Source organism: Flavobacterium silvaticum (assembly GCF_012911565.1).
GTDB lineage: Bacteria > Bacteroidota > Bacteroidia > Flavobacteriales > Flavobacteriaceae > Flavobacterium > Flavobacterium silvaticum.
Window position 1 is genome coordinate 154,260 of record NZ_JAAMPU010000099.1, and the last position, 20,003, is coordinate 174,262.

The following is a 20,003-nucleotide window of genomic DNA, read 5'->3' on the forward strand; positions in this document are numbered from 1 at the left end:
AAAAAATAATGTTTTTACGCCTTTCCCGAATACCGTCTGTCAAAAACGAATCCCTGAAACTTTCAGGCTCCAAAAGCGAAACCAACAGATTGTTGTTGTTGCAGGCGCTTTTTCCGTCGGTCCAATTACAAAACACTTCAGATTCAGACGATTCGATTGCCATGAAAGAGGCGTTGGCTTCTTCAGGTAATCTGATTGATGTACATCACGCCGGGACCGCCATGCGTTTCCTGACGGCTTATTTTGCATCGGCACAGGGAAAATCGGTTGTCATTACGGGTTCCGACCGGATGAAACAACGCCCTGTTGGATTGCTCGTGGATGCGTTGCGCCAGCTCGGGGCCGATATCGAATATGAAAATGCTGATGGTTTTCCACCGCTTCGCATCAACGGAAAAAAACTAAGCGGTTCCAAAGTTTCGCTCCAAGCCAACGTGAGCAGCCAGTTTATTTCGGCTTTGTTGCTCATTGCGCCATCGCTTCCCAACGGAATCGAACTTGAACTTTTGGGTGAAATCACTTCTGTTCCTTACATCAACATGACACTTTCGTTGCTGCGACAGGTTGGTGTCGAAGCCAGTTTTACCGGCAATATCATAAAGGTCAAGCCTCAAAATGAAATTGGAAAAACCGTGGTCGAAGTGGAGTCGGATTGGTCGTCGGCGTCTTATTTTTTCTCTATCGTGGCACTTTCGCCAATCGGGACAAGTTTGCAATTGCGTTCATTCCGCAAAGACAGTTTCCAGGGCGACAGCGAACTAGTAAGGTTGTATGAAGATTTTGGTGTGGCTTCCCAATTTTCAGATACTAATCTGACGTTGACCAAAACCGGAATGCCATCGGAACAAATAACATTTGATTTAAATAAAACACCGGACATTGCGCAGACTATTGTTGTAACTGCTTTCGGTCTCGGGCTCAACTGCAATCTTACGGGTCTGCATACGCTCAAGATCAAGGAAACCGACAGGCTTGAGGCACTTAAGACGGAACTGACCAAACTCGGAGCCAATATTTCCGTGACCAGCGACAGTCTTTCGCTTTCTCCATCGGCACAAATCAATTCCGGAATTTCAATCGACACCTACAACGATCACCGCATGGCGATGGCTTTTGCGCCTCTTGCTTTACGGACAGCTATTTCCATCAATAATGCCGAAGTCGTTTCCAAATCGTATCCGGCTTTTTGGGACGATCTGGAAAAGATTGGTTTTACGGTCGATGCCAATCAATAATAATTTGATGTTACGGCGCGGCCTGCCTCGACTTTCTTAAGTTTTGGGCAAAACACTTGACAACGCCTGTTTCACAACCGTATATTTGCACCCGAAAGTTTAAGCGCACCTTTAACACTAAACCTTAAGCTTCAAAATGCTAACATGAAATTATCACATTTCAATTTCAATCTTCCCAAAGAATTACTGGCAGAATTCCCAACCGAGAACCGCGACGAGTCAAGGCTCATGGTCGTAAATCGCAAAACAAAGACCATCGAACACAAAATGTTCAAGGATCTTATCGATTATTTCGATGACGGAGACGTGCTTATTTTGAACAATACCAAAGTTTTTCCCGCCCGTTTGTACGGAAACAAGGAAAAGACCGGTGCAAGGATCGAAGTGTTTTTGCTTCGTGAACTCAATTCGGAGCAGCGTCTTTGGGACGTTCTGGTTGATCCGGCGCGTAAAATCCGTATCGGAAACAAATTATATTTCGGAGACGATGATTCCCTTGTGGCAGAGGTAATCGACAACACCACTTCACGCGGACGTACGCTTCGTTTTCTTTACGACGGTTCTTACGATGAATTCCGTAACAAACTGACCGAACTCGGTGAAACGCCGATCCCGAAATACATCAACCGCGAAGTCGTTCCGGAAGATGCCGAGCGTTACCAGACGATTTACGCCAAAGAAGAAGGAGCTGTCGCTGCACCAACCGCTGGGCTTCATTTTTCGAAGCATTTGCTCAAACGCCTTGAGATTAAAGGTGTAAACTTCGCCGAGGTTACGCTTCACGTTGGTTTGGGAACTTTCAATCCGGTTGAGGTCGAAGATCTGTCAAAACACAAGATGGATTCGGAAGAGCTTAAAATCACTCAGGAAGCCTGTGATATCGTGAACAAAGCCAAAATGAACCGCAAGCATGTGTGTGCGGTAGGAACCACTACGATGCGTGCCATTGAAAGTTCGGTTTCTTCCGGCAAGCTGCTGAATCCGTTTGACGGCTGGACCAACAAATTTATTTTTCCTCCGTATGATTTCGCTATCGCCGATTCGATGATCACGAATTTCCATACGCCAAAATCTACGTTGCTTATGATGATCTCGGCTTTCACTGGTCATGATCTTATGAAAAAAGCATATGATGAAGCTATCAAAGAAGGGTATCGTTTTTATTCTTACGGTGACGCGATGCTGATTCTTTAATGTAAAAAGCATCCGGACAATACACTGATCCCAATCGAAAGATTGGGATTTTTTGTTTCCTCTTTTTCTGTTTACAAAAAATTGTAAACACAGAATTTGTAAACGCCCACAATTGAAGCTGAATCAGTTGTACGCAAAGGAATGAAATAAAAAAACCGGAGCTTTCGCCCCGGTTTCAGTGATAAAAGGTTCTTCCTATTTAACTCAATTTATCACCCAATATGATGAAACACCATATATTTTTTACTTAGTCTCCTATTCTTAAAAAATGTAACCGGATATTTTTAACCGGTGCCAATATGCTATAACAAATAAGGTTCAAAATTCCCCACGTATTGTAATGTTATTTTTAAGTAAGCTTTATTTTAAGGTAGTCAATATTGAGATTCGAATGCTTATAACGCAAAGTTTTTGCTTTTAATGCAACGTTGGTCAATTTTAGGGCGTTTGATTTTTTTACCTTTGCGAACCAACACACAAAACATGTTCCAGAATACACGCGATTTCGCAAGGCATCTCGATTCCCAGGATAAAATTTCCAAATACAGAAACGAGTTCATCTTTCCAAAAGTCAATGACAAACAAGTAATTTACTTTGTCGGGAACTCGTTGGGTCTTCAGCCAAAAACCGCCAAATCCTACGTTGACGAAATCATGACCGATTGGGCCGAACTCGCCGTAGAAGGTCATTTCTACGCCCACAAACCCTGGTGGGATTATCACGAACGTTTCGCGCAGCCGCTGAGTAAAATTGTCGGGGCATTGCCATCTGAGATCACTGTCATGAATACGCTATCGGTCAATTTACATTTGCTGATGGTTTCCTTTTATCGCCCAACGGGTAAACGAATAAAGATTATCTGCGAGGAAAAAGCATTTCCGTCAGATCAGTATCTATTGCAGAGCCAGGTCAAATTCCACGGTTTCGATCCAAAAACGACCATCGTTGAAATCAAACGGCGCGAAGGTGAAAACAACATCCGTCATGAAGATGTCATTGCCACGATAGAAGAAGTAGGCGATGAGCTTGCGTTGTTGCTGATGGGCGGCGTCAACTATTACACCGGCCAGGTCTTCGATATGAAAACCATTACCGAAGCAGCCCAGAAACAAGGCGCTTTCGTCGGTTGGGATTTGGCCCATGCCGCCGGAAACATCAAACTCGAACTCCACGACTGGAAAGCAGATTTCGCAGCCTGGTGCAGTTATAAGTACATGAATTCAGGGCCGGGAAATGCATCGGGTTGCTTTATTCACGAAATGCATCATAATGACCCGGAGATGCCGCGATTTGCCGGCTGGTGGGGCCAACGCAAAGACCGTCGTTTCAAGATGGAACCTGAGTTCATGCCCGAATCAGGGGCAGACGGCTGGCAGGTTTCAAATCTTCCGGTACTGACACTCGCGCCTTATCTGGCATCGGTGGAAATGTTCGCCGAAGTCGGCATGGATGCGCTCATTGAAAAACGCGATAAGATTACGGCCTATCTGGAATTCATCCTTCACGAAATTGATAAGGAAGTAGAAAGCACGTTTGAAATCATAACGCCGTCCGATCCAAAAGAACGTGCCTGTCAGTTATCGGTCTATCTGCATGGCGAAGGACGCAATCTTTTTGACTGGCTTATGAAGAACGGAGTCATTACAGATTGGCGCGAACCTAACGTAATCCGTCTCGCTCCCGTTCCGTTGTACTGTTCGTTTGAAGATATGTATGATTTTGGCCAGCTGCTCAAAAAAGGAATATCAGAACTTCATTCGGTATCAAAATAAAAAAAGCCCCGATTCAATTTCGGGGCTTTTGATTTCTATTTTACGATTATTTTTTTGGTTGCGGTTCCATTGTCAGATGAAGCCTTGAGGAAGTAGGTTCCGGCAGATAATCCGGTCAGGTCGATAAATTCTTCGAGATTGCCCGACGGGTTTATGTTGCGGACTTTTCTTCCGGACAAATCTGAAACTTCGATTAATGAAAGCGTCTTTCCGGTGTCGTTTCTTAAAATGGTTGTTCCCGATGCAGGGTTCGGTGCGATTTTCAAACCGGCAGCGAATGCATTTTCAGCTGTTCCGAGTTGGATCGATGTCAGCGTCAAAATCACTTTATTATCGTCGACGCATCCGACTGAAAACGTATATTCCATTCCGTTGTAAACCGCCGATGTTGTCGGTTCCAGCGAACAATTCGTAATCACATTGGTCGTCATGACCGTAAAACTGTCGCCGATGACTGGGGAAAAATGTAAATCCACTACAACCGATCCGTCAAGCGATGCATTGTTCCAGAAATTGAATACGTCGTATTGCGTGCCTGAAGTCAATCCGTAAAGCTCGACCAACAGACGCGCGTCAGCTTCCATGCTGAAACTTCCTGAGCCAGACATGGAACCCGGATTCCCGCCCGGAGCGAACGTTCCGTGATTGACAAGAGACGTTGGGTTCGGGAAATCGACATGGGACGTTCCGGTTACTGTACCGTCTGTTTCATTATGCAGGTTGTAGAATTGGAATGTCCCGGCCCAGGTTTCGATGGTTCCATGATTTTCGACCAATGGCGATACCGAACCTGTTCCCGTAGAAGCCGATTTCGTGAAAGTTCCGTGGTTTATAATGGACGAACTTCCGGCACCTGCAAGGATTTGCATTCCAATCGTCATATCTATGGTTCCTTCTTCCGAATTGACTATCGAACCGTTTTCAATCGTGAATCCGCTGTCTGAAGTCAGGGCGAATGTGTCGTTATTGAGCAATGTGGTCGATGCGTTGATTTTTTTGGTCGCACCTGCGGTCTGGGTCAGCAATCCGTTGTTGATCAATTGTCCGCCGCCGATAAGCTCGCCGGAATACCAATGTAAGCTGCTCGATCCGTCAAAGTCCAACGTGGCTGTCGCGGGTACGGAAAGATTTCCCCACCAACGGATATGGGAATTAAGTGTTCCGGTCAGCGTTCCGGATAAGGTAACGGTCTGGTTGAGGTCGAGCAAACCATCCGGGCCAACGTTATAGATGCCTCCGTTGAATTGCGAAAGGCTGTTGTCAATCGAAAATACACCTGAATTTGCTTCAAGGGTTCCTGTATTCATCAATTTTGCCTGGATGGCAAGTACTCCGGTGCTGGCACTTTTACGGATGATTCCCGCGTTCTGGACCAAATGAGATCCGGTTGAATTGTCCTGCATGATGGTATGCGGAAATGAAAAATCGATGACTCCGGACGAGAGGTTATCCAGGATTCCGTCTGCGATGGTAAGGCTCCAGTCTGTAGACACCGGCATTTGGTTGTGATTCCGCAAGGTGGTTCCGCCAGTTATGGTCTTTACACCATAGTAGGCAGCCGTAAGTGACAACGTGCCAAGGTTATTCAGTATGCCGCCACCAGTGAGCGTTCCGTTGCCCCAGTTGAAAGTACCCCCACCATCGAAATCGAGCGAGGCTTCGGAAGGAACGTTTACGGTTCCCGACCAGTTGATCTGTCCGTTTAGATTCCCACCTGTATTTCCAATCAGTGTTACGGTATTGAACCATTCCATGTTGGCTCCTTCAGAAACATTTATGGTAGAATTGATGAGTTCTATTTGCGGATTGTTCAACTGAAGCGTGCCGGCTTCCACCTGAATGGTTCCGGTATTGTGCAATTCAACTGTAATGGGGGAATAGGAAGTAGAAGCAGATTTTATGATTGTACCGTAGTTGTTCAGGACATGGCTGCCCGAACCCGTACCTATTATGTTCGCCTGGGCAAAGGCAAGGTTTATGACCCCGCCGGTAAGATTGTTTACCACGCCATCTGTAATGTCGAACGCCCAGTCTGTCGTAATCAGCATGGTTCCGGCGTTGTCCAGTTGGGAACCGTTGATGAGTTGTTTGGTTCCGTATGGCTCCAGGTTCATCTGGCCTTCATTGGTAATCGTCTGTGCGGATATTTGGCCGCCGGTCCAGATTAAGATAGCTCCTTCCGGTACCATAATGTGGGTGTTGCAATTCAAATTAGTTGCAATGGTTAGCGTTGAACCGCTGTTGAGTGCAATCGAGTTACAAACTACCGGGCTTGTGGCTACGGCATTTTTACCTTCCTGGATCAGGACGTTGATAGAACCGGTAGGTACAAGTCCGGTGTTCCAGTTATTGCCATTGTTCCAGTCATTGTCTATGGCGCCGATGAACATACTGGTCTGGGCCGACACCGACACAAAAAAGAACAGTAAAAGAAAAGAGGAAAGTTGTTTCATTACAATATTGATTAAGATTTACGAATGCTTTGACAAATCGAAAATAACCGTAACCAATAATAACAGCGTTCCAAATGATGCACGGCGCAACTTTTAGGACGAAATAATGCCCAGGAATATAATCAGGATGAAATCAGACCGGAATTTCCGAAGTGGTTTGATTTGCACCCCCAAGATTTTTACGGTATTCAGATGGCGTAATTCCGGTGATTCTCTTAAACGCACTATTGAAGGTTGTCTTGGAAGAAAAACCCGCTTCAAGCCCGATTGCGACCAATGTATATTGTGCGAAATCTTTGTTGGTCAAATAAAACTTCGCTTCATTGACCCGAAGGCTGTTGACGTATTCCGAGAAACCCATCGGGTACTCCTTGTTCAGCGTACGCGAAAGATAACTTTTGCTGACGCCGAGTTTTTCCGCGACCGAATCAAGCGTAAGTTGCGGATCGAGGAAATATTTTTGGTTCACCAGCAAATCGTCGAAGGCAGTCAAATGTGTATTCCGGCTTGTGTCGATCACATTGAAACTATTGCTCAAACTGTAGTCGCGTATTTTCTTGCGCTCTTCCTGTATTCCGAATTTATAGATGCCGATGTGTCCGAGCCAGTAAATCAATACCGAAAGCGAAATCCAGGTCCAATACCACCAGGTATATGGTGCCCCAAGAAGATTGACTTTGATTGAGATGAAAAGCCAAAGTACATCCACCGCGGCAAAAGCCCAAAGTGTCAGGCGGAACCACTGCAGTTGCGGATATACCACATCGGCCCTGAAATTTTTGTTGCGGCGATCTACAACGTAAGCCAGGCGCAACAGCCAGCCAATGCAAACAGCGGCGATAAATACACCGGCGAATTCCACAATGATGGTGAAAATCCAATAGGAATCGGGGAAGTTTACGGGAATTTCATGGGCGTAAGCAATCTTAAAATAAGTGCTGCAAATGAGACACAGGATAAAAGGCAGCAACAGCCAGAAGATTTGCTTTTTTGTCAGTGGAATCTGGGGATATAAGAACCGGAAACCATAGGCAAACAACAGCGGCCCCAAAAGCACATGTTCCGGAATCCAGAAAATGCCATATAAAACCCGCGAATCCATCAGGCCTGCATCGACGAAAAAAAACTGCAGGTTATTTATGGAAAAAGCAACGATGAGCAAAGCCAGCAAACGTGTAGACGGTGCCTTATACTTTTTTGAAAACCCAACCACCACACCAAAGATAAATCCCTGGATGACGCCCATCAACACAATGAAGTTGAATATATTGAATTCCAATTGCCTGTTTCTTGTATACCTATAAAAATACAGATTTAGCCGGATTGGAACAGGCTGACCTCAAAATTTATTGTGTCTCGAACATTTCAGATACATTTTATTGACACAACGACTACTCAGGCATGATTCCGCAGTTTATTTTGTGGCTGATCAAGGTTCGGAAACTATCTAAATAAAGCTAAAATGTGCGGTTCCACACTGCATATTATATGTACCTTTGCACGTTTACATAGCGTTTTTATGCAGAAATCATTGAAGATTGCAGTCGTCGGATCAGGCCTTGTGGGATCGCTTCTGGCAATTTATCTCAAGAAAGCCGGACATACGGTCCATGTTTTTGACCGAAGCCCTGACATCCGGAATATGGTTTTTTCGGGGCGATCGATCAACCTGGCCATGAGCGACCGCGGATGGAAAGCCGTCGATGCGGTCGGGATTGGCAATGAAATCCGCAGTATCGCAATCCCCATGGACAAACGCGCGATCCATGTAGACAGCAAGATGAATTTCCAGCCGTATGGCAAAGATGGTGAAAGCATTTACTCCATCGGACGCGGGACTTTGAACCGCAAAATGATTGACCTTGCCGAAGCCGCGGGAGCCGAATTTTTCTTCGAGCAACGCATCTGGGACATCACACTTTCTACGGCTACCTTACATATTGGCGAAACCGAAAGAGGCGAATGGACAGATCTTAAATACGATATTGTGTTTGGCGCAGACGGTGCTTTTTCGCGAATCCGCCACAGAATGCAACGCCAGAGCATGTTCAACTATTCCCAGGAATTTCTGCCGACGGGTTACAAGGAACTGCATATTCCGGCGAATGCAGACGGAACGCATAAACTCGATAAGAACTCCTTCCATATCTGGCCGCGCGGCAATTACATGCTCATTGCACTTCCGAATCTCGACGGAAGTTTTACCTGTACGTTGTTCATGCCTTTCGAAGGTGAAAATTCGTTTGAATCTTTGCCGGACCAGGAATCTGTAGAACGATTTTTTGAAAAGAAATTCCCGGATTCGATCGATATCATACCAAACCTGACCGCCGATTTTTTCAGGAACCCGACAAGTACGTTGGTGACCATGAAGTGTTATCCGTGGACATTTGAAGATAAAGTCGCATTGATAGGCGATGCCTGCCACGCGATCGTACCTTTTTACGGTCAAGGGATGAATGTAGGTTTTGAAGATATTACGGTATTGTCCGGACTGATGGAAAAATACGGTGATGATTGGACGACTATTTTTGAAGAATACCAAGAGTTGCGTAAACCCAATGCCGATGCGATTGCGGAATTGTCGTGGCGTAATTTCAGAGAAATGTCATCGAGTGTCGCCGATGAGAAATTCCTGTTGCAGAAGAAAATCGAGAAGTGGTTTTCAGAAAAACATCCGGATAAATGGTTGCCTTTGTACAGTCGCGTGACGTTCAGCCATCGACCGTATTCCGAAGCGCTTGCTTTGGGTGACGGACAGAATGCCATCATGCAGGAAGTCATGTCGTTGCCGGATATTGAAGAAATCTGGAACAGCCCTGAAGTGGAAAAACTGATGCTTCAGTTGCTCGATAAATCTACTTTCTAAAGATTTTCCACTTTTTTTGAAGCCGGTTTGATGATGACACGCAACGTCGAATCGTTGTTGAAATAGCTGAACATCCAATTTACGAAAATCGATAGCTTGTTCTTGACGCTCAGTATCAGCATTAAGTGGACAAACATCCAGGTAAACCAAGCCAACCGTCCCTGAAAACTGAACTGGGGCAAATCGACGACTGCTTTTCTCTTTCCAACTGTCGCCATCGAGCCTTTGTCATGGTATTCGTAAGCCACCGTATTTAAGCCCTGTTTCAATCTGATAAAATTTTTAGCCAATACTTTTCCCTGTTCGATGGCCACGGCTGCCAATTGCGGATGACCATTTGGGTATTTGGGTGTTGACATGACGGAGATATCGCCAATGGCATATACGTCTTTCAGATTTTCAATTTCGTTGAAACGGTTTACAGTCAGTCGATTTCCACGTGCATAGCTTTCTTTGGGGATTCCGTCGAGTGAAACTCCTGAAATTCCAGCTGCCCAGATTACATTTTTTGCCTTAATGGTCTCGCCAGATTTTAAAGTCACGGTTTCACCATCGTAGTCAGACACAATCGTCTCTGTCTTGACATGGACGCCGAGGTCTTCAAGGTATTTACGCGATACTTTTTTGGAATCGTCGCTCATGGCATTGAGCAGATTCGGAAGTCCTTCGAGAAGATAAACGGTTAGTTTTGAAAAGTCCTGATCCGGATAATCTTTTGGCAGGATATATTTTTTCATTTCGGCCAAAGCGCCTGCTAGTTCAACTCCGGTAGGGCCGCCACCTACGATGACGAAATTGAGTAGTGATTGCATTTCAGCTTCCGGAGCCAGGACGGCCTGTTCGAAAGTCTCGAGAATCCGGTTGCGGAGTTGGATTGCTTCGGGAACGGACTTCATTGGAAAAGCATGTTTTTCGAGTTCCGTGTTTCCAAAATAATTGGTTTTTGCACCCATAGCCAATACCAGATAATCGTATGAATAATCGCCAATCGAAGTCTTGACAGTCTTGGAATTGGTATCGACCGATGTCACTTTTGCAATCCGGACATGGACGTTTTTGCAGTATTGGAAGACTTTTCTGAGCGGAAACGAAATATTCGAAGCTTCGAGCCTTGCCGTGGCGACCTGATACATCAAAGGTTGGAACTGATGGTAGTTGTGTTCGTCAATCAGGAAAATGTCGTAACCCGATTTTTTAAGGTCCTGAGCCAGTCGTAATCCGCCGAAACCGGCACCGATTATGACAATTGTCTTTTTGTCCATGGTCATTTTATAGGTTCCTAAAGTTACCCATTAAACACCATTCGACTGGGTTTGATTAACGTTTCCTAAACACAAAATGCGACACTTTCTTGCGCCGAATTTTAAGTTTGATCCGAATGGTTTCTATTTTATTGACGGATGATTTTTTGGGTAGAACTCCCCTTGTCTGTTTTTACTTTGAGGAAATAAACGCCTTGTGCCTGAGTTGACAAGTCCATTTGCGCTTCTGTCCCTGAAGCAATCGAAATACCAATCAATCTTCCCTGAACATCATAAAGTTCCAAAGATGTAATCGCTGAATCTGCCGTAACGGTCACTTTATTCTTAACCGGATTCGGGAAAATGGAAACCGATGCATCGACATGATCCGAAACACCAAGATTCGAGACCGTAGTCACGGCAGGTTCGGTAACGATAGGGAAGTTGTAATCGAAGAAAATATCGGCGCTGTTGCTTACGGAATTCCCGATGACCAGGTTCGGTTTGGTTTTGATCTTGAACGATACGAATCCGTGGCTTCCGGGTTCGTCATCCTGTTCTGCGGGCAACATGATGTTTTCAAAGATGAATTCGACGACATTATCCGTGATTCGTGTTTCATGAGTATGTGATGCAGCAATAGGGCGAAGTGTGGAAATGTCATATTTTGTGGCATCGATAACGTCCCTGACCACTACATTCTGGGCGTAAAAAGTTCCGCTGTTCTGGAACCGGATGACATAGTGAAGGTAATCGCCTACCATTTGCTGAGAGATAAGAGATCCTTCGACACACGTTTTGTCGTTCGGGTCATACGAACCTACAACAGTCTGTGGAAATTGAAACACATTGTTTTCGGGTGTTTCCGCATCGCCAGCAGCAACGGAGATAGAAGCCGTAAAATTCAATAGATCATCGTTGTTCACTGCCGGAATTTCTACAGGGGAATTGACATTTAGCTTTACGTATATGTCTCGACTTTCAAATGGAGCAAGATTCGCATAATTCCACGAAAGCATGCCTGTTGATTGGCTATCCGGACTGATATCAGCCGAAACAAGATCCAGTACGGAATCATCATATGTAAAAGATACAGAGCCTGACATTGTCTGGTTCCCTATATTTTTGTAGGTTATCAGATAAGTAGCGTCAAATCCGGGCCTCGCGGCATCAATTGGTGTGATCGTAATTTCAGGATCGTAGTGAATTCCATTTGGCGATAAACAGAAATTACGGTTTTGGGTAGAAGAATCAGCCGCAGGAAAAACAACCGTCTGGTCGCCCGAAAAAGTGAAATAATTATTTTCCAGTACAGGAGCCACCGTGAAGGAACCGGCACCAGTATTAAACGTGTACGTACCATCGGCGTTAGTGAAATAAGCGCCATTGTTCGTGCCGTCTGTGATAGTAAGTTTAAGGTCTGCGAAGACGGGATCTGTTTCGCTGCACCCGTCCTGTGCCAGGTCCACATGCACCGTTCCCTGAATGGTGTTATACAACCCGCCGGGAGCAAAACTACAATACGTGCCCACCATAACGTTTGGAACTGCGCTGAACTGGGATTGTAGTGTACCGAGATTCTGCTCGCTTGCGCATACGTAAGCCAGATTGGGACAGTTAAGATTGGCGATATTAACAAAAGGACTATAAAGGCCATTCTTCAGGTTGACGAATTCCAGGTTGGGGTTATCAGAAAATTTAAATGATGAACTTCCACCCAAGGCTGTAGTCGTATAGCTGAAGTCCAGCGTTTCGAACAAATTTGCGCTACAGTCAGCACTGCGTATATATGGATTGGCGGACAAGTCGAGGCTTGTCAATTGATTTCCCCAGCAATTCAGGCTGTAAAGCAACGGATTATTGTTGAGGTGGAGTGTAATAAGTTGATTGTCACCGCAAGAGAGGCTTTCAAGTAAAGGCAAGGCCGATACATCAAGTTGGGTAAGCTGGTTGGAAAAGCAGTTTATGTCTTTGAGTTGCGTACAGTTACTGAAATTAAGCGATCCCAGCGGGTTGACTGAACACATCAACGTTTGCAGGTTTACGAGGTTGCTTAAATCAAGTGAAGTCAGTTGTGCATCATAGACATTGAGGTATATCAGGTTAGACAGTGTGGAAAGATCGACTGTTCCCAGATTGTTCCCGCCTATGGCAAGCGTTTGCAAATTTGTCAACCCCAGAACGTTTACAGATGTGAGTCCGTTACTGGGACAAGAAAGCAAAGTCAGGCTAGTGAATGGGGCCGCATCAAATGAATTGAGCTGGTTGTGTGGGCATTTCAGGACTGAAAGGCTTGCCGGATTTTGTATGGTTAGGGATGTCAGAAGGTTATAACCGCAGTCGAGATAATTTAGATCCTGGGCACCGGTCAGATCCAGACTGGACAAGTCGTTTTCAAAACACTCAACACTTTCGAGATGGGTGAGTCCGTTCGCTATAAGCGTGGTCATTCCGTTCTGATAGGCCTTTAAGGTCGATAGTGAAAAAAGCATGCTCACATCCAGGTTATCTATCGCGTTGGTGCTACAGTTAAGGATCAACAGCTGGGAATTGGCGGAAACGTCCAGGGAAGTGAGCGCATTCCTTGAGCAATCCAGCCATGTGAGGTTTGCCAATGCTGATAAATCAAGGGATGTAAGGTCATTGTCGTGGCAGTCCAGATGGCTCAGCATTGGAAAAATAGAAAAATCCATTCCGGTAAGGTAGGACCCGTAAATTTCGAGCCAGGTTACATTTGAAAAGGCTGAAAGACTTGTGTAATCCTCGACGAAATTGTTTGATAATTTAAGTGTTGTTGCTGCCTGGGCTTCGCTGAGTTGGATTTCGCCGTCATAATTCAAGTCAATCACTGGAGCATGGTTCAGCAGGTTCCATTTGAGATTTTCATTGGGTATGTCAACAATCTGCCCCTGGCAAATAGAAATAAAGAAGAAAAGGAGTACAGCGTAAAATTGTTTCATTGTCAGTTTGGAGTTTGTTTAGAGGTTAGATATCACAAGGATACATATTTTTTAGACTATCTGCGGAAGAAAAAATAAACAGCCAGTACCAAACACGCAAATCCCGCAAAATGATTCCATTTCAAGGTTTCGTTTTTAAAGAAAAATGTGGTAAACCCGACAAAGACCAAGAGGGTAATAACTTCCTGTATGACTTTTAACTGAAGCAGCGAAAATGGTCCGCCATCTCCTTCATAACCCATTTTATTGGCCGGAACCTGAAAGCAATATTCAAAAAAAGCCAACCCCCAACTAATCAGTATAATGGTAATCAATCCTGCATTTTCAAACCACTTGAGTTCCTTGAATTTCAAATGGCCGTACCAGGCAATCGTCATGAAAATATTTGACAGGACAAGAAGGGCGATAGTGTAAAAACCTTTCATTTCCCTTTGAGCAATTTAGAAAGGATTCCAAAGGCACCGCGGATAAATGTGGCGCTTGTCAATACTTTTACAACAGATTTAGTCACTGGGCTATTGAGTATTTCGCTTGGTTTTTCAGCTTCTTTTCTGGCTGCCGTTTCCTGTTTTTTGGTTTCGGCTTCTTCATTGGCCGATGCAATTTTGGCATTCAACAATTCGTAGGCGCTTTCCCGATCAATAAGTTCACTGTATTTGCGGACGAGTTTTGATTTGGCATTGATGGCGTCGATTTCGCCTGTCGTCAAAACGTCCATTCTGGATTCCGGCGCGCGCATCATGGTGGCGGCAAGCGGAGTCGGGATGCCTTTTTCGTTCAGGGCGGTGACTAACGCTTCTCCTATACCTAAATTGGTGAGCATTTCATCTGTTTTATAGAATTCAGATGTCGGGTAATTATCGGCTGTTTGTTTGATGGCCTGACGGTCTTTTGCCGTGAATGCTCTTAAAGCGTGTTGTATTTTGAGTCCGAGTTGTGCAAGTACAGATGCCGGCACATCCATCGGATTCTGCGTAATAAAATAGATTCCGATGCCTTTGGAGCGTATGAGTTTTATGATGGTTTCGATCTGATCCAATAATGCCTTGCTCGCTTCATTGAAAATCAGGTGTGCTTCGTCTATGAAGATGACAAGTTCCGGCCGGCCGGAGTCGCCTTGTTCCGGCATTTGCTGATAGATTTCGGCAAGTAGGCTCAGCATAAAGGTTGAAAATAGTTTTGGTTTGTCCTGAATGTCGTTGAGTCGAAGTATGTTGACATAACCGCGGCCGTTTTCATCGATCCGCATCAGGTCGTCAATTTCGAAAGACAATTCCCCAAAAAATAAATCGCCGCCTTGTTGCTCGAGCGCAATGATGTTGCGAAGTATGGTTCCGGTTGTCGCCGTGGAAATCTTACCATAGTTTTCCTCGATTTCGTCTTTGCCTTCGTCTGTGATGTAATTGAGGACTTTTTTGATGTCTTTTAAGTCGAGCAGAGGCAGCTTCTGGTCGTCGCAATATTTGAATATGATTGACATGACGCCGCTTTGTACATCGTTCAAATCTAAAATCCGAGAGAACAATACCGGCCCGAATTCAGAAACGGTCGCCCGTAGACGCACGCCACCCTGTGATGAAAGTGTCAGGAGCTCCACCGGAAATGATTTTGGCAAAAACGGGATGTTTATTTTGGCTTGTCGTTCGGTGATGAAAGGCTGTTCCGTGCCGGGTTCGGCAATTCCGCTGAAGTCGCCTTTGATATCCATCATGAGTACTGGAATCCCGGCGGCGGAAAGTTGTTCTGAAAAGACCTGTATGGTTTTGGTTTTTCCGGTTCCGGTAGCTCCGGCAATCAATCCGTGGCGGTTAATTGTTTTAAGCGGAATCGAAACATGGGCATCGGGAATGGCTTGTCCGTCCAGCATCGCAGCTCCTAATAGGATGCTTTCGCCTTTTGAGTTATATCCGTTGGTAATCTGCTGTGAAAAATCTTCAGTTCTGGACATATTCGGTTTGGATTTATAGCTGCAATTTAGTTAAATAAAAATCTTCTTCCGACTTCAATTTATATGATTCCCAAATTGTTGTGGAAGCCCTGTGGATCTTGTTGGCAGATGTCTTTCTATATCGTTTGCATATTAGGGAAAACGATGTTTTTTCTCACATTAAATTAATGCTAATAAAAATGAAAAAAGTTTTTTTATTTAAAGTAAAAATCTAAATTTGCGACCTATGGTTTTTTACCAGATTTATAAAAAAAGATAAGAAAATTGTTAAAAACTAAAATTTTAAAAAATGGCAAACGCTAAAAAACAAGGTGGTTCAAACGGGGGAAGTGCATTCTCTGCAATTACTATTGTCGCATGTATTTTTATTGGATGGGTAATTTGGAATTTCATCATGGGCGCCGGCTCCAACTTTGAAGGCGGAGTCAATACAGGTCACCCGCTACCAGGAAACTATCTTGCAATGGTATATAAAGGAGGTCCAATCGTTCCGGTTTTGATGGGTCTTTTGCTTATGGTTGTCGTTTTTTCAATCGAGCGTTTCTTTGTGATCTCAAAAGCTGCCGGTAAAGGTAATCTTGACAGTTTCATGCGTTCAGTTCAATCAAGCATCACATCTGGTGACATCGAAGGTGCTATCAACGCTTGTGACAAACAACAAGGTTCTGTAGCGAATGCTATTAAATCTGCTTTGATCAAATATCAGGAAGTTAAAAAAGAAGGTTTGGACAGCGAACAGGCTGCTGAAACCATCCACAAAGAAATCGAAGAAGCTACTTCTTTGGAAATGCCAATGTTGGAGAAAAACCTTACTATCCTCTCTACTTTGGTTTCGTTGGGTACTCTTGCTGGTCTATTGGGTACGGTAACAGGTATGATCAAGGCATTTGGTGCGTTGGCTACTGCAGGTACTCCTGATCAGGCTCTTCTTGCAAACGGTATCTCTGAAGCACTTATCAACACGGCTACAGGAATCTCGACTTCGGCTCTTGCCATCATCACTTACAACTTGTTTACCTCTAAAATCGATACGCTTACCTATTCAATTGACGAAGCAGGTTCGACTATCGTGAATACATACAGAAAATACAGAGGAACTCTTAAGAACTAAATACTAATTGTGAAAGAGTCGTCGTTTATGTGATGCCGACTCTTTCATAATATCATACAAAATTATGGCTAAAGTAAAAATGGCTAAGAAAGCCGCGAGCATCGATATGACTGCGATGTGTGACGTTGCCTTTCTTTTGCTTACTTTCTTTATCTTGACTGCAACTGCCAAGCAGCCTGAGCCACTTCCGGTAGATACGCCAAGTTCCAACGTACAGACTAAATTGCCTGATAGCGATTTGGCTACGATTACCATAGGTAATAATGGTACAGTGTTTTTCGGAATGACCGGGCGTGACCTGAGAGTTGCTGCTCTTGAAGCTATGGCTCAAAAATATGGGCAGCAGTTTAGTGAAGAAGATAAGCAAAGATTTGCGCTCGTTGAAAATTTCGGAACACCTATTCAGGATTTGTCACGTGTGTTGAACCTGCCAAGTTCTGAGAGAAACAAAAAAGGTGTCCAGCCAGGTATTCCAAAAGATTCGCTAAACAATCAGTTGGCAGATTGGATTCAATATGCGCGTAAAGCGACCATTGACCTGCACGACAAGGAACTTGCCATCGCTATCAAAGGCGATGCTAAAGAAGATTATCCGAATATCAAAAAGGTAATGGATATACTTCAGGATCAAAAGGTGAACAGTTTCAATCTGGTAACCGGTCTTAGAGGAAAAGACTTTTAATTTCAACAATATAAAATGGCTGAATTAAATACCGGCGGGGGCGAAGGAAAAAAAGGCTCCAAGAAAGTCCGGAGTAAAAAACTGAATTCCAAGGTAGATTTAACTGCAATGGTTGATCTTGCCTTTCTTCTGATTACGTTCTTCATGCTTACGACATCTTTGTCCAAGCCTCAGTCCATGGATTTGAGTCTACCTAATAAAGAAGATGATCCGTTAAAGGAAAAGCCTCAAAAGGTGGATGAGAACCGTACGATGACTTTGCTTCTGGGTGAAAATAATAAGCTTATGTATTACATGGGCATTATCAATCAACCTATGGCACCAAAGGAAATTGCTTACGGGAAGGCTGGATTACGTCCTGAAATCCTGAAGCAAAAGCAGAAAGTAACGGAATATACACGTGATCCTAAGAAAGGATTAATCGTGATTATCAAACCAAGTAAAAAGTCAAAGTACCGCAACGTGGTCGACGCACTTGATGAAATGGGTATTGATGATGTTCCTACTTACGCTATAACTGATATCACAGATGAGGAAGCTAAGCTGCTCGACGGTTCTACCGGGACAGAAACTCCTTCAAAATAATCGAAAGGAAAACGAAATATGAAACTTGACTTATTAAAACCGCAATGGCTTGACATCGTCTTCGAAGGACGAAACAAGCTATATGGTGCTTATCAGTTGCGAAAGGAAAACCCTAAGACAACTGTCAAGGCACTTGCTATTGGAGCGGTAATCTTTGCGTTTCTGGTAAGTATACCAATGTTGGCCAAGCTTATCCCGGATTCCGCAGATGAAGATACTACATTAGACAAAAAAATCGTGACGGTAAAACTTCCTCCTAAAAAAGAAGTTCCGCCACCGAATTTGCCGCCACCTCCACCACCACCGCCAAAAATCGATCAGGTTAAGTTTGTTAAACCGATTGTGGCCAAAGCAGAAGAGGTTGTTGAAGAACCGCCAAAAATCAAAGAAATTGTCGACAAAAAAGTCGGTGACAAAGATATTAAAGGAGATCCGGATGCCGAGTTGACAGTTGAACCGGTAGGTACAGGTCCAAAGCAGGTTGTTGAAGAAGACAATACGCTTTACAATATGGCCGGTATTGAAGTAAAACCTGAATTTCCGGGTGGTATCGACAAATTTTTGAAGTTTGTCGGAAATAATTATCGCGCTCCGGAAGAAGAAGGTCTCAAAGGACGTGTAATTGTATCTTTTGTTGTTGAAAAAGACGGTTCGCTTACAGACATCAAAGTACTGAGAGACATCGGTTTTGGAACGGGTGCAGAAGCTATTCGGGTTTTGAAAAAATCTCCAAAATGGCAACCGGCTGAACAGAACGGGCGTAAAGTAAGATGTTCTTACCAGCTTCCAATTATGATCCAATCGGCCAATTAATACATGACCAATCATTCGAGAATACAGAAGAAATCGCTGAATGAGCGATTTCTTCTCATTATAGGGATATTCTTTTTTTTGGTTTATCTCTTTATGGGGTTAACCCTTATTGTTTGGCATTCCATGCCTTTAAACATGGAGTATAAATATAGGGTAGCACTCGGAATCGTCTTGATTGTATATGCCATGCTGCGTTTTTTGCGTTTCTTTAAACGCGATAATTCTTTACAGGAATGAAATTATTGGTTCGGATTTTAATCGTTTTTCTTGTTGTCAATTTTTTGTTCATGTGCAACCGGACAGGAAAAAGCGAAACGGAAACTATACTTAAGGGCTCTGCGACGGTAGTAGTCGATGAAACGCTTTTGCCAATTCTTGAAGATGAGAAAATGGTATTTGAAAGTACTTATGATGCCAAAATTAATCTGAAGCCCCGATCTGAAGCCGAAGCCATTCAGGCTTTATTAAAAGATTCAGCCCAAATTGTCGTATTGGCAAGAAATCTCAATTCAGAAGAACTGAAATTTTTCAGCTCAGCCCAAAGATATCCTAAAGTGACGCCTTTTGCTAAGGACGCCATTGCCTTGATTGGTAATTTAAATAGAAAAGACTCTACGATTGCATTATCGGAAGTGCTTGATTTTATGAAAGGAAAATCTTCGTCTTCATTTAAAGGATTGGTTTTCGATAATCCGAATTCAGGAACTGTTCAGTATATGAACAATCTCGCAGGAATAAAAAATGCTCCAGAAAAAGGTATTTATTCTTTTAAGACCAATGCAGAAGTTCTCAAATATGTAGCGGAAAACCCCGATATGATTGGAATTATCGGCATTAATTGGATTGTTCAACCTTCTCCGGAAGTACAAAGTTATCTTAAAAACATCCAGGTTCTGGATGTTCAAGGTGTTGGAAAACAGGGGTTTTATGCTCCAAGCCAAAATAACCTTGCAGAAGGAACATACCCGCTGGCACGGCAGTTGTACTTCGTCAATGTACAAGGTTATGACGGATTGGGCATGGGCTTCGCGTCTTTCATAGCCGGTGAGCGCGGTCAGCGTATCATTTTACAATCGGGACTTTTACCGGAGCATATGCCTTCGAGAAAGATCGTAACCCGAAAAACACTTTAAAATTAC

At 44.0% G+C, this 20,003-nt stretch carries 15 protein-coding genes; 9 read left to right on the plus strand and 6 right to left on the minus strand.

What is annotated here, in order from left to right:
* Positions 1 to 8: 8 nt before the first annotated feature.
* From aroA to kynU, 3 genes are all read left to right on the plus strand, one after another.
* A complete protein-coding gene (aroA, locus tag G6047_RS04345) occupies positions 9 to 1,235 on the plus strand; it encodes a 3-phosphoshikimate 1-carboxyvinyltransferase (RefSeq protein WP_169526259.1) in 1,227 nt (408 codons plus the stop codon).
* A gap of 144 nt (positions 1,236 to 1,379) precedes the next feature.
* Positions 1,380 to 2,429: a tRNA preQ1(34) S-adenosylmethionine ribosyltransferase-isomerase QueA gene (gene queA, locus G6047_RS04350; protein WP_169526260.1), complete on the plus strand. Its 1,050-nt coding sequence runs from the start codon at positions 1,380 to 1,382 to the stop codon at positions 2,427 to 2,429.
* Between the two features lie 483 nt (positions 2,430 to 2,912).
* Positions 2,913 to 4,202, plus strand: a complete 1,290-nt coding sequence (gene kynU / locus G6047_RS04355; protein ID WP_169526261.1) for a kynureninase — start codon at positions 2,913 to 2,915, stop codon at positions 4,200 to 4,202.
* Positions 4,203 to 4,237: 35 nt separating this feature from the next.
* Here kynU and G6047_RS04360 read toward each other — a convergent pair whose 3' ends face one another.
* Both G6047_RS04360 and G6047_RS04365 read right to left on the minus strand, forming a co-directional pair.
* Positions 4,238 to 6,655 carry a T9SS type A sorting domain-containing protein gene (locus G6047_RS04360; RefSeq protein WP_169526262.1) on the minus strand — a complete coding sequence of 806 codons (2,418 nt, stop codon included), beginning with the start codon at positions 6,653 to 6,655 and terminating at the stop codon, positions 4,238 to 4,240.
* Between the two features lie 133 nt (positions 6,656 to 6,788).
* Positions 6,789 to 7,934, minus strand: coding sequence for a helix-turn-helix transcriptional regulator (locus G6047_RS04365; RefSeq protein WP_169526263.1), 1,146 nt, complete (start codon positions 7,932 to 7,934; stop codon positions 6,789 to 6,791).
* Between the two features lie 240 nt (positions 7,935 to 8,174).
* On the opposite strand from G6047_RS04365, the gene G6047_RS04370 reads away from it, so the two are divergent.
* Positions 8,175 to 9,524, plus strand: coding sequence for an FAD-dependent oxidoreductase (locus tag G6047_RS04370; protein ID WP_169526264.1), 1,350 nt, complete (start codon positions 8,175 to 8,177; stop codon positions 9,522 to 9,524).
* Here the strand turns inward: G6047_RS04370 and G6047_RS04375 are convergent.
* The 4 genes from G6047_RS04375 to G6047_RS04390 all read right to left on the minus strand — a co-directional run bounded on the left by G6047_RS04375 (position 9,521) and on the right by G6047_RS04390 (position 15,673).
* A complete protein-coding gene (locus G6047_RS04375; protein WP_211165376.1) occupies positions 9,521 to 10,786 on the minus strand; it encodes an NAD(P)/FAD-dependent oxidoreductase in 1,266 nt (421 codons plus the stop codon). The two genes, G6047_RS04370 and G6047_RS04375, sit on opposite strands and share 4 nt — an antisense overlap.
* 128 nt (positions 10,787 to 10,914) lie before the next feature.
* Positions 10,915 to 13,725: a DUF7619 domain-containing protein gene (locus G6047_RS04380; RefSeq protein ID WP_169526266.1), complete on the minus strand. Its 2,811-nt coding sequence runs from the start codon at positions 13,723 to 13,725 to the stop codon at positions 10,915 to 10,917.
* Between the two features lie 56 nt (positions 13,726 to 13,781).
* Entirely contained in the window at positions 13,782 to 14,150 is a 369-nt protein-coding gene (locus tag G6047_RS04385) for a DMT family protein (RefSeq protein ID WP_169526267.1), read from the minus strand.
* Positions 14,147 to 15,673 carry a helicase HerA-like domain-containing protein gene (locus G6047_RS04390; RefSeq protein ID WP_169526268.1) on the minus strand — a complete coding sequence of 509 codons (1,527 nt, stop codon included), beginning with the start codon at positions 15,671 to 15,673 and terminating at the stop codon, positions 14,147 to 14,149. Before G6047_RS04390 ends, G6047_RS04385 begins: the two co-directional genes overlap by 4 nt.
* Before the next feature lie 289 nt (positions 15,674 to 15,962).
* Here G6047_RS04390 and G6047_RS04395 point away from each other — a divergent pair, with 289 nt between their 5' ends.
* From G6047_RS04395 to G6047_RS04415, 5 genes are all read left to right on the plus strand, one after another.
* Positions 15,963 to 16,784, plus strand: coding sequence for a MotA/TolQ/ExbB proton channel family protein (locus G6047_RS04395; RefSeq protein ID WP_169526269.1), 822 nt, complete (start codon positions 15,963 to 15,965; stop codon positions 16,782 to 16,784).
* Positions 16,785 to 16,848: 64 nt separating this feature from the next.
* Complete coding sequence (locus tag G6047_RS04400; protein WP_169526270.1) at positions 16,849 to 17,466, plus strand: ExbD/TolR family protein; 618 nt, start codon at positions 16,849 to 16,851, stop codon at positions 17,464 to 17,466.
* 15 nt (positions 17,467 to 17,481) lie between these two features.
* The gene (locus G6047_RS04405; RefSeq protein ID WP_169526271.1) at positions 17,482 to 18,051 is read left to right on the plus strand and encodes an ExbD/TolR family protein; all 570 of its coding nucleotides are present in this window, start codon (positions 17,482 to 17,484) and stop codon (positions 18,049 to 18,051) included.
* A gap of 18 nt (positions 18,052 to 18,069) precedes the next feature.
* A complete protein-coding gene (locus G6047_RS04410; RefSeq protein ID WP_169526272.1) occupies positions 18,070 to 18,864 on the plus strand; it encodes an energy transducer TonB in 795 nt (264 codons plus the stop codon).
* A gap of 287 nt (positions 18,865 to 19,151) precedes the next feature.
* Positions 19,152 to 19,997: a PstS family phosphate ABC transporter substrate-binding protein gene (locus G6047_RS04415; protein ID WP_235946491.1), complete on the plus strand. Its 846-nt coding sequence runs from the start codon at positions 19,152 to 19,154 to the stop codon at positions 19,995 to 19,997.
* The last annotated feature ends 6 nt before the right edge of the window (positions 19,998 to 20,003 follow it).